Raw genomic sequence first — 10,605 nt, 5'->3', positions numbered from 1 at the left:
GTAAAGCAAGAATGATATCAAAAAAATGAATGAATAAAAAAATTGGGAACGATACATTTTGAATTATTACATCCTTCCTTTGCGCTCCTATGCAACATCGTCATCTTTATAACTGTGTTTCATTTGGCCATTCATCCATAATGCAGTGTACCGGAATCGGAAGCCTTCCTCCGTACTTCCGGCCTGCCACATAATACAGTGTCTGAAACAGATTGCTGTAAATCATGCCGACCAGATAATTCATACTGGTGTCCGCATCCGGAATACAGCAAAACAGTGCTACTTTTTTCTCCCCGATACTGTATAAGTCCAGTTCGTCCGTACAGGTCAGGTTGGCGATCTGTTTCAGATTGAACGCTGCCAGACGAACACCAACAGAAATCAAAATAGATTTCGCAGTCTTGCCTGAAACAAAATGTCAATAGTTTTTTCATCAAAAAAGGCACTTTTTCGTGTCAAATTAGTGATAAAACAGCTAAAATACTGATGATTACGTTCTTTGTTGTTACAACCACTAAGTTACTCAGCCATTTTTTTCTCCATTTCCATGAAGTCCGAACGGTTAACTTCATTCACCAGCATCCGGTTAATTTTCTCCTGCATCGTCTCTCTTGCGTTCTCACTGTAATGGAATCGGACAACATAGGTTGTCTGCCCGATCCTTTTTGTAAATGTATTGCTCTCTGTTTTCATATCTGTCGTTTTATTCATTGAGTTCTCCTTTCTCTGCCAGCTTCGCAATCCTTAAGCAGCCAGCAGCACTGAATTGATCAGTTTCTTATAATTTTTCTTTTACTCCGTTTACTTTCCACCTTGAATTGGATATAATAGAATTAACCTCAAGTTTTCTTTAGATTTCAAGAATAGAAAGGATGATTTTATGAACCTTGCAAAAATTTCTTCAAACGGTCAGATCACAGTTCCGGTTGAAATCCGCCGTCTGCTCGGTCTGAAATCTGGTGATAAAATTCTGTTTTTGCAGAAGCAAAATGGTGAAATTGTAGTCAGCAATGCCTCAGCTCAGGCAATCCGCAAAGCCCAGGCTGCCTTTTCCGGTGTCGCTGAGGAAATGGGTATCTATAATGAAGATGATATTCAGGCACTTGTGAATGAAATACGGTACGGAAAGGAAAGATAATCATGCGGATTCTGATTGATACAAACATCCTTTTTCTGCATTGCTCTTTCCCCGGTCAAAGCCCGCAAAAGCTCTGCTCTATATAGCCCAGAACCACGAAATGGTTCTCTGTGACCGCAATATAGCAGAGCTGCGGGACATCCTGAACCGTAAGGCACCCAAATATCTGCCGGATGCAGAAGTATTGCTTGCAGAAATGTCTTATGAGCTGATCCCTGCAGTTGACCATGCGGAAAAACTGATACGTGATGCAAAAGACCAGCCAATACTGAATGCCGCCATTGTCTCCGATGTAGATGTGATACTGACCGGAGATAAAGACTTTTTAAGTCTCGATATGGAACATCCAAAATGTATGACAGCTGCACAGTTCTTTGAGTATGAAGGCGTGGAGGAATGACCCCTACGCCTTTTCTTTTTCCTCCTGTTTTTGCAATTCATTTGCCCGACAGAGAGAGGACAGTTATTATCCCGATCTGGAATTCTGTTTCTGCGTCAATGTCAACAAGGCACTTGAAACTTTTATTAAAATAATATCTTTATCAAAGTCATCCCTTCTCTAAATAATATTTTCTTTTTTAAATATCTTTGTTGACAGTTAAGAAATATGCTGAAAAAGCTGATATTTAAAGGGCACTGAAAAAGTCTGATTCTTTAAAATAGAATTAGGCTTTTTTTGTGAAGAAGTTATAATAGAAGAAAGGAAAGGGGATTTCAAAAATGCTGAAGGATCATTCACAAATGACACTATCTTTATCACCATATCAAGGACTTTATGATGCGATTATTCCAGCGAACCATCTTTTGCGCAGAATAAAAGAAAATATTGATTTCAGCTTTGTAAATCCCATGCTTCGTAAGCAATACTGTGAGAATTTTGGACGTCCTGCCAAAGAACCGGAACTGATGTTTAAACTGCTGTTTTTGAAAAAATTATGTAACTATTCAGCACCCCGTTTAGGGCACATTAATTTTTGGTCAAAACGGAGAAAATAATGGTTCTTCCGTATATTTACGTACCAGTAGCATTCCTATACATCAACTTTGCCGATAACAAATGCCTTCCGCAGCGCCCATACATGGTGCGCTTGACCATCTTTAAGCGACTGTTAGTTCCTTCTACAAAACCATTACTTTTATCACTTGCAACTGCATTTTCAACTGCTTCAATATCTTTTTCTAATCCTTTAGCAAATGAAGCAATTTCCTTTATAGTCGATTTTTTATAGCGTTCTATAAACAGATACAACAAGGAGATATTCTTCTTGCCAAATATTGTTCGGAATTCAGATACGCAGGCACCGATTTCATATAAAACATCATATTTATCCCAAAGAAATTTTTTATGTATATCCGTCAGTTCGATTCCCATCCATATATGATTAAAAATCCCGGCACGTGTTATATAGTCAGCGTCCATACTTTTCTTAAAACCAGTACGTTTTGTACCAAGACTGTTCCCACCGGAACGATATTTTGACGCAGGTATGTTACATTCTTCACATAGTTTTCTTATGTAAATTTGTGCATTTGTTTTTGTACCTGTGTATCCATTTTCAGTGATATGCCTGATTATATCTGCCTGATGAATTTTTGCCTTAAGTTTTTCTATTATAATGTCTCTGAACGGATCCAATTTACTTTTTCCCCTTCTGCCATGACGGCATAGTATTATTGGTTCACCTTCACGATATTTCTTCACTGTTCCAATGTCTTTCCCGGTTCTCCTTGCTATTTCAGCAATCCCCAGTCCTTGTTTATGCATTTCCTGTATCTGTTGGATTAATAATAAACATTTCTCCTCCCTGGCAGTTAGGTTATCCACAATGGCAGTGGTTTTTTTTACGCCCTATGGAACTGGGATTTTTTTGATGTTCGCTTTTTTCTGGGATGATTGTCTCCTTTGCATGAGGAATAGCAGTCGTTGCAGGTACTTCTCTCCCAAGTATTTTATTAACTGCCTCCAACAGGTTTTGGTGTAAATGAAAACGATCGGCAATCTGCATTGCATCTGGAAGAACTTCTTCAATTGCTCGTGCATAAGCACTTGCTCTGTCTCTTGTGATTGTTGTGACATGCTTGTTTTGTTCCAGCCAGGCTTTTAAGGTATTTTCATCACGTCCCTCTAATACCGCAACCGGAGCATGGGTTTCCTCGTCCACAATAATAGTTCCATATTTATGCCGCTTTTTAAAAGAAAAATCATCTACTCCAACACAACTCCCACAGGAAGGTAATGGCTGATTATCATAACGCTTAAGCAATGTGCGGATCACAGTGTCTCCGCTGATTGCTATATTCATTGAGTTTAAAATCCTTGCTGCTCCTTCACAGCTCGTTTCCAATGCCAGTTGTGTTACCAAATCAGCAAGCCTTTCCGTCATGCGACTATATCCGTTAAGAAAACCATTAAAGTTCTCTGTTGTACTTACACAGCTACATTCTGGATTCTCACACTCAAACTCATAGATACTGAGCATAAGAATTGTTCTTTTCCCCCAGACAGGGAGGTCTTGAACCTTTCTCTTATGTACAGCATGATATGTTTTGCATTCTTTATTACATTTGGGACAAGTAATACTTCGTGTTCTTGATTTCATCCAGATATACACTGTATCAGAAGTTGTCTCAATTTCCTGTATTTGTAACTCGGATGGAAAGAATTGCTGAAGATTCAGAGCAGTATTATTTAATTCCATAAACACCATTATCCTTTATCAAAAACATTTACAATCATTATAGTATACTCTGCACAAATTTTTCATCATTATACGTAAATATGCGGAAGAACCAAAATAATATTTCTGTTTTGCCATTGCTTTATTGCGAAAAGTGGATAACTTTTCAATACAACTGCCAAATGCTTTTTGTCTGTGGATTACTAAACCATAAATCCTCGATTACAGCCAGATAACGTTCTATTTGTGGATTTTATCTGGGCGTTATCGGCAATTATCCTTTGATTTTTACTGTTTATCCACCGTCATTTTGACAGTATATCAAAACGACACGATTCGCTTTTTTGGCCATTTTCCGTTAAAATAGAAGTATCAATTTTAACGGAAGAAGGTGGTCTGAATGCCAGTAAATGTTACACTTGAAATGGTTCAGCAATTGCTTGAACAGAATGCTTCATTACTCAAGCAGAATGAAATGCTCACTGCAACTATTGCTGAGTTAAATCAGACCATACAGGAACTAAAGGGACAGCTTAATAAGAACTCCAAAAACAGTTCCAAACCACCTTCCAGTGATGGCTATAAAAAACCTGCTCCTAAGAGCCTCCGCAAACCATCTGGCAAAAAGGTCGGTGGACAGGACGGACATCAGGGGACACATTTAGCGGTAATAACAGCTCCGGATGAAATAATCAAACATATGCCCTCCGCATGTGAAGGATGCCAGCATTATCAGATATGCAAAGGCACTGCATGTATCGCAGAGAAACGCCATGTTATTGATGCGGTTGTTACAGTCAATGTAACGGAGCATCAGGCATTGGAACTTCTAATCTGTATGCTGTATAGAGATACCCGCAGAGGTGATTTCCCTTCTGACGTAAAAGCAACCGTACAGTATGGTGAAAACCTTCAGGCATTAGCTGTTGCACTAAATACCGTAGGTGCAGTCAGCATCAAACGCACCCATGAGATTCTTTCCGGAGTATTTAACATTCCGATTGCAACAGGAACGATCAGCAGCATGGTAAAAAGATGCGCTGACAGTCTAAGTGAAACAGTAGATAAGATCAGGGATAAGATGATCGGTTCCGCGCTTGGACATTTCGATGAAACCGGAACCAGAGTGGATAAAAAACTCTGGTGGGTTCATGATGCCTCAAACTGTGAATACACCTATCTTGATATCAGTCCCAAACGTGGAACCGCAGGCATGGAGCAATGCGGTGTTCTCCCGGAATTCAAAGGGATTGCCATGCATGACTGCTGGGCTTCCTACTGGAATTATCCGGATATTCAGCATGCTATCTGCTGTGCCCATCTTCTCCGTGAATTAACGGGGATTGATGAAAATTATCCTGATCAGAAGTGGGCATCTGCATTTATAGACCTTTTAATGGAAATGAAAAAGGTCAAAGATAAAGCTGTAGAGAAAGGCAAGCACTCTCTGAGCTATTATCACTATCATAAGTTCGATAAGAAGTATGATGAACTTATCGAACAGGCTCGGAAGGAAAATCCACTTTCCGAAACCACGGAGAAAAAACGTGGACGGAAGAAAAAAGGAAAAATCCTTGCGTTGGTAGAACGCCTTGCGAATTACAAGGCCTCAGTCTGCCTTTTTATCCATAACTTCAATGTCCCGTTTGATAACAACCAGGCGGAACGAGATCTGCGGATGATAAAGGTGAAAACCAAAGTATCCGGATGCTTCCGAACTGAGGAAGGGGCCAGAGATTATCTAAAAATCATGTCCTACGTTGGTACGGCACATAAGCAGGGATACAATGCTTACGAAACAATCCGAAATGCAATCTCAGGTTATCCTGATTTCATCTTTGAATAAGGGTGGTTCTGAATAGTTACAAAATTATATGATTTGTCAGACGAACGGCTAATTAACAGTGCCCAGACCGACATGTCTTATAAATATTTTTTAGATATGGAACCGGAAGCCCGCATGGTCGACCCCAGTCTCCTGACAAAATTCCGCAAGACACGGATTACAGAAGATATCCTAGAGGAAATGTTGAAGGAAACCATACAACAGGCATTAGATAAAGGACTGATTAAATCAGGAACCATCATCGTTGATGCTACACACACGAATGCATCTGTCCGCGCAAAGTCACCGACACAGATTTTACGTGATTTGAGTAAGCAGTTACGGAAAGAAATTTATAAAAATGCATTTGAACTATCCGAAAAATTTCCTGAGAAACCTTCTTTGGAATCCAGCCTGGAAGAAGAGATTTCATATACTCACGAGCTATTATCTGCTTTAAAAGAAGATATTTTCGCTATTGAGAGCAAAAAGATTCAGAAACTTTACGAAAAAATAAAGGAACTACTGGAAACAGAGAAGATTCGTGATATCCGTTCAAAAGACGATGAAGATGCACGTTTTGGACATAAAACACCAACCAGTACTTTTTATGGATATAAAAACCATCTGGCCATAACTGAAGAACGGCTGATTGCCGGAATCAGTGTAACAGATGGCGGAGCACCAGATGGTCAGGAACTTCCAAATCTAATTAAGAGTGCCAAAAAAGTGGAATCGAAGTGACCGAAATCATAGGTGATATGGCATATGTAAGTGAAGAAAACTTAGAGATATGTGGAGAAGAAATCACATTAATTGCAAGGACAAATACCGCAGTTGCAGCTGCCGCAGCAGCAGAACTGGAGGAAGGGTTCTCCTTCAATAAAGATGCTGGAAAACTACAGTGTTCCGCAGGCGAATTAGCAATGCGTGTTGAAAAACGTGAAGCCAAAAACGGTAATCAATATCATAATTACGTATTTAGCAAACGGAAATGTAAAAAATGTCCTTTGAAGGATAAGTGCCGGGTCGGGAACGGAAAGACACAAAGCTATTGTGTGACTCAAGTAAGTGAAAAAAATCGTGAACGTCTTGAATTTGAAGCAAGTGATGAATTTAAGGAACGATTAAAGATCCGTCATCGAATCGAAGAAAAGAATGGCGAACTGAAAGAAGCCCATGGTCTGCGAAGAGCAGATTCGACTGGGCTGTTTGCCATGCGGGTACAAATGTATTTTACGGCGTTTGTCGTAAATGCCAAAAGAATAACGCGGTTAGCGACATGTTTCGCAGGGTAAATACGGTACTATTCCTGCGTTTTTTATCAAAATCTGTATTCAGTTTTTTTAATATAGTAGATAAAGAAAAACTCCCACAAAAAATGGGAGTTTTTCAGTGCCCTTGAAGATTAAGCTTTTATTAAATGCCGCAGACCGGAATCGAACCGGTACGGGAGTATAAGTCCCGCAGGATTTTAAGTCCTGTGCGTCTGCCAGTTCCGCCACTGCGGCATTTTCACAACACATTACATGTTGTAAAGTGGGACCAATAGGGCTCGAACCTATGACCCTCTGCTTGTAAGGCAGATGCTCTCCCAGCTGAGCTATGATCCCATATGAAATTATTACGTCGTATCTTGCGATACGAACGACCCAGAAGAGACTCGAACTCTCGACCTCCGCCGTGACAGGGCGGCGCTCTAACCAACTGAGCCACTGGGCCTCGTTATGAACACTTAGTGACCGTACTATGGTCACTTACGTGCGATACATATCGACGCTGTTAGTGGGGTTTCATACGAACTTACAAGTCGATATCAAATGGACCTTCGGGGACTCGAACCCAGGACCGATCGGTTATGAGCCGATTGCTCTGACCAACTGAGCTAAAGGTCCAAAATCAGTAAGTCCCTGTTAGGAACTAAGCCGATGATCGGACTCGAACCGATAACCTGCTGATTACAAATCAGCTGCTCTGCCAATTGAGCCACATCGGCGAAATGACTCCGACGGGAATCGAACCCGTGTTACCGCCGTGAAAGGGCGATGTCTTAACCGCTTGACCACGGAGCCATAATCTATGTCAACACGTCTTCCGTGGTGACCGAGATTTATAATACCATATACCACGATAATTTGCAACACTTTTTTGTGTTTTTTTCTGATTTTCTTATATTATTTTCTATGTTAATTTCATATGCATCATCACACTTTTTAGCATCTCAATATTCTTATATTTTTATCCACTATATTTATTGCTATTGACAATTTACTTCAATATCATAATAATTATAAAGTATGTATTTACTAAAAATCAATAGGAGGAGGAACTATTATGGCAAATATATTAATCACCGGTGGAGCGGGCTATATCGGGAGTCACACTGCCGTAGAACTTTTGAACCAGGGGTACGAAGTTACTGTGTTTGACAATCTCTGTAATTCTTCTCAAGAATCTTTAAAAAGGGTAGAAGAACTTACCGGTAAAAAAGTAACATTTTACGAAGGTGATGTCTGTGACCACGCAGCTCTTGAGACATTATTCCAGAAGGAATCTATCGATGCTGTTATTCATTGTGCAGCCCTGAAAGCAGTCGGCGAATCTGTTCGCAAGCCTTTGGAATATTATCAGAATAATATCACTGGAACATTGACACTTATGAATGCAATGCGCAGTGCCAATGTAAAAAGAATCGTTTTCAGTTCTTCTGCTACTGTATATGGCAACCCGGAAGTAATGCCTATTACAGAAGATTGTCCTAAAGGACAATGTACGAATCCTTATGGCTGGACCAAATCTATGATGGAGCAGATTATGACAGACCTGCAGAAATCTGATCCAGAATGGAACGTAATCCTGCTTCGATACTTCAATCCAGTCGGAGCTCATAAAAGTGGAAGAATCGGCGAAGATCCAAAAGGTATCCCAAATAACTTAATGCCATATATTTCTCAGGTCGCTGTTGGAAAGCTCGAGAAATTAGGTGTATTTGGAAATGACTACGATACTCCGGACGGAACTGGCGTGCGCGATTATATTCATGTTGTTGATCTGGCTATTGGACATGTAAAAGCTATTGACTACATTCTAACAAATCCAGGTCTCGATATCATTAATCTTGGCACAGGAGTTGGTTACTCTGTGTTAGATATGGTAAAGGCTTTCTCCAAAGCATGTGGAAAAGAAATCCCATATGAGATCAAGCCTCGCAGAGCCGGTGATATCGCTATGTGTTATGCAGATCCTTCAAAAGCGTTGAAAATCCTTGGCTGGAAAGCAGAACGTGGACTTGATGAAATGTGTGAAGATACCTGGCGTTGGCAGTCCCAGAATCCTAACGGATATAATGAATAAAAAGGAGCCAATAATATAATTAAGGGCAAGATCTTAACTGACCTTGCCCATTTTTTATTTATCCAGATAAGTTCCGACAGAAGAAGTATTATACTGTTTTTTAATTTCAATCATTACGGAGCCATCTTCCAATGTCTCTTCAGATAATATTCTGTATTTTGTTCCCGTTTTGTCTAACCCTGCTTTGTACTTTCTTACTTCCTCTTCCACCATTTTTGTCGCATAATTTCTTTCAATATCATCCTTCTGAAAGAAATGTAATGTCTGCGTGATACATGCCGCTTTCACTCTTTTCATAATATTCCTCCTCTTTTTTAATATAATAGGATTGCTGCATTCAGTGAATTTGAATGAAACAATCCTTATCATGTAAATTACCTGTCTGAGCCCTTTTCACAATATATTTTATCATTTTAATCTTCTTTTCGTAAGCAAAAGTCACTCTCAGAAATGTAATTTTGGTAATTATTATCAAAAAAGCAAAGAGAAATTTTAGGCATATTTCTTATTTGGAGACATTAAATCGATATCATACATTTACTTCTTCTTGCGTACCCTTTAATTCAGATAACAGTACAGCTATTAACATACATACACAGCCAATTAATATTTTTATCGTAAATTTTTCATGCAAGATTATCACAGAGAACAGCATTCCAAATACAGATTCCATAGATAAAATAACTGCCGCAACACTTGGATTCGTATATTTCTGACATACAATCTGTAATAAAAATCCCATCATTGTACTTGCCAGTCCTATATACATAATCTTAGTAAAAAGTTCTGGATGAAATACCTGTGTTGGAAATGGCATACGTGTAACTCCAATAATTGCCCATATATATATGGCCGCAAACATAAATTGGATCATAGTCAACAGAACAGGATCTGTCTCCCTAGTATAGCGATCTATATAGATAATGTGAAATCCAAGCATAATTCCGCAGATCATCGTCAAAAAGTCACCTGATTGGATATGCATATTTCCATTTAAAGATAGAAGTCCAATGCCTATAATTGCAATTACTGCAGAAATAACTTGAATACTTCCTGGTTTCTTTTTCTCCATTATCCAACATAAAAATGGTACGAGAATTACATATGCTGTCGTAATAAAAGCATTCTTTCCTGCAGTTGTATATTTACATCCCAATGTCTGAAAAAATTGACCTATACATAAGAAAAGTCCCAAAACAGCTCCTTGTTTTATTACTTTAAAAGTCAGTTCTTTTAATTTAAATGAAAACAACAGTAACATTCCAGCTGATGCTAATATGTACCGAAATGCAACAAGATAAGGGACTGGAATACTGGCAATTGAATCTTTGACTACTACAAATGAAAATCCCCATATAATTGTTGCTCCAATTAATCCCATACTTCCAAAGAATTGACTGTTTTTACTCTTCTTAAACATTGTACACCTCTTCTAAATAAACATATACGCATAAGAAAACCTGTAAACTAAGAAGTCTACAGGTTTTAACTCCCCGAGTTGGGCTCGAACCAACAACCCCACGGTTAACAGCCGTGTGCTCTACCATTGAGCTATCGAGGAATATTTAATTAAAGGTATGTACCTTCAAAACTGCATACAAGAAATATTT

At 39.1% G+C, this 10,605-nt stretch carries 12 protein-coding genes, 7 tRNA genes and 1 pseudogene; 7 read left to right on the top strand and 13 right to left on the bottom strand.

Going from position 1 to position 10,605, the window contains the following annotated elements; all coding sequences use genetic code 11:
- Positions 1–106 precede the first annotated feature (106 nt).
- Both ACQRD1_RS14285 and ACQRD1_RS14280 read right to left on the bottom strand, forming a co-directional pair.
- Positions 107–388: a type IV secretory system conjugative DNA transfer family protein gene (locus ACQRD1_RS14285; RefSeq protein ID WP_427787906.1), complete on the bottom strand. Its 282-nt coding sequence runs from the start codon at positions 386–388 to the stop codon at positions 107–109.
- 131 nt (positions 389–519) lie between these two features.
- Positions 520–711 (bottom strand): transposon-encoded TnpW family protein, encoded by a 192-nt coding sequence (locus ACQRD1_RS14280; protein WP_235234312.1) that lies wholly within the window; start codon positions 709–711, stop codon positions 520–522.
- 169 nt (positions 712–880) lie between these two features.
- On the opposite strand from ACQRD1_RS14280, the gene ACQRD1_RS14275 reads away from it, so the two are divergent.
- From ACQRD1_RS14275 to ACQRD1_RS14265, 3 genes and pseudogenes are all read left to right on the top strand, one after another.
- On the top strand, positions 881–1,138 hold the full coding sequence (locus ACQRD1_RS14275; RefSeq protein ID WP_235234314.1) for an AbrB/MazE/SpoVT family DNA-binding domain-containing protein: 258 nt from the start codon (positions 881–883) through the stop codon (positions 1,136–1,138).
- 40 nt (positions 1,139–1,178) lie between these two features.
- Positions 1,179–1,538 (top strand): putative toxin-antitoxin system toxin component, PIN family, encoded by a 360-nt coding sequence (locus ACQRD1_RS14270; RefSeq protein ID WP_427787904.1) that lies wholly within the window; start codon positions 1,179–1,181, stop codon positions 1,536–1,538.
- A 320-nt stretch (positions 1,539–1,858) separates the two neighbouring features.
- A pseudogene (locus ACQRD1_RS14265) lies at positions 1,859–2,086 on the top strand (IS1182 family transposase); the annotation flags it as partial.
- 64 nt (positions 2,087–2,150) lie between these two features.
- Here ACQRD1_RS14265 and ACQRD1_RS14260 read toward each other — a convergent pair.
- A complete protein-coding gene (locus ACQRD1_RS14260; protein WP_427787902.1) occupies positions 2,151–2,840 on the bottom strand; it encodes a transposase in 690 nt (229 codons plus the stop codon).
- 115 nt (positions 2,841–2,955) lie between these two features.
- Positions 2,956–3,837: an ISL3 family transposase gene (locus ACQRD1_RS14255; protein WP_235234194.1), complete on the bottom strand. Its 882-nt coding sequence runs from the start codon at positions 3,835–3,837 to the stop codon at positions 2,956–2,958.
- A gap of 379 nt (positions 3,838–4,216) precedes the next feature.
- On the opposite strand from ACQRD1_RS14255, the gene tnpC reads away from it, so the two are divergent.
- From tnpC to ACQRD1_RS14240, 3 genes are all read left to right on the top strand, one after another.
- Positions 4,217–5,662 carry an IS66 family transposase gene (gene tnpC / locus ACQRD1_RS14250; protein ID WP_427787899.1) on the top strand — a complete coding sequence of 482 codons (1,446 nt, stop codon included), beginning with the start codon at positions 4,217–4,219 and terminating at the stop codon, positions 5,660–5,662.
- A 72-nt stretch (positions 5,663–5,734) separates the two neighbouring features.
- On the top strand, positions 5,735–6,385 hold the full coding sequence (locus ACQRD1_RS14245) for a hypothetical protein (RefSeq protein WP_427787897.1): 651 nt from the start codon (positions 5,735–5,737) through the stop codon (positions 6,383–6,385).
- Positions 6,382–6,939: a transposase gene (locus ACQRD1_RS14240; protein ID WP_347376807.1), complete on the top strand. Its 558-nt coding sequence runs from the start codon at positions 6,382–6,384 to the stop codon at positions 6,937–6,939. Before ACQRD1_RS14245 ends, ACQRD1_RS14240 begins: the two co-directional genes overlap by 4 nt.
- 126 nt (positions 6,940–7,065) lie before the next feature.
- Here ACQRD1_RS14240 and ACQRD1_RS14235 read toward each other — a convergent pair.
- The 6 genes from ACQRD1_RS14235 to ACQRD1_RS14210 all read right to left on the bottom strand — a co-directional run bounded on the left by ACQRD1_RS14235 (position 7,066) and on the right by ACQRD1_RS14210 (position 7,713).
- A tRNA-Leu gene (locus ACQRD1_RS14235) sits at positions 7,066–7,152 on the bottom strand.
- Positions 7,153–7,181: 29 nt separating this feature from the next.
- Positions 7,182–7,254: transfer RNA gene (locus tag ACQRD1_RS14230), tRNA-Val, on the bottom strand.
- A gap of 35 nt (positions 7,255–7,289) precedes the next feature.
- Positions 7,290–7,363 (bottom strand) — tRNA-Asp (locus ACQRD1_RS14225).
- A gap of 99 nt (positions 7,364–7,462) precedes the next feature.
- Positions 7,463–7,536, bottom strand: a tRNA-Ile gene (locus ACQRD1_RS14220).
- A gap of 28 nt (positions 7,537–7,564) precedes the next feature.
- Positions 7,565–7,637 (bottom strand) — tRNA-Thr (locus ACQRD1_RS14215).
- A gap of 4 nt (positions 7,638–7,641) precedes the next feature.
- A tRNA-Glu gene (locus ACQRD1_RS14210) sits at positions 7,642–7,713 on the bottom strand.
- 262 nt (positions 7,714–7,975) lie between these two features.
- Here ACQRD1_RS14210 and galE point away from each other — a divergent pair.
- Entirely contained in the window at positions 7,976–8,995 is a 1,020-nt protein-coding gene (gene galE / locus ACQRD1_RS14205) for a UDP-glucose 4-epimerase GalE (protein ID WP_427787895.1), read from the top strand.
- 54 nt (positions 8,996–9,049) lie between these two features.
- Here galE and ACQRD1_RS14200 read toward each other — a convergent pair whose 3' ends face one another.
- The 3 genes from ACQRD1_RS14200 to ACQRD1_RS14190 form a co-directional block, all read right to left on the bottom strand.
- Positions 9,050–9,292 carry a hypothetical protein gene (locus ACQRD1_RS14200; protein WP_235234185.1) on the bottom strand — a complete coding sequence of 81 codons (243 nt, stop codon included), beginning with the start codon at positions 9,290–9,292 and terminating at the stop codon, positions 9,050–9,052.
- 232 nt (positions 9,293–9,524) lie between these two features.
- Positions 9,525–10,415, bottom strand: coding sequence for a DMT family transporter (locus ACQRD1_RS14195; protein WP_427787893.1), 891 nt, complete (start codon positions 10,413–10,415; stop codon positions 9,525–9,527).
- A 69-nt stretch (positions 10,416–10,484) separates the two neighbouring features.
- Positions 10,485–10,556 (bottom strand) — tRNA-Asn (locus tag ACQRD1_RS14190).
- Positions 10,557–10,605: the final 49 nt, after the last annotated feature.

Origin of the sequence: Bariatricus sp. SGI.019 (assembly GCF_050315235.1) — a bacterium.
Classification (GTDB): Bacteria; Bacillota; Clostridia; order Lachnospirales; family Lachnospiraceae; genus JAFBIX01.
This window is presented reverse-complemented; position numbering and strand designations above follow the sequence as displayed.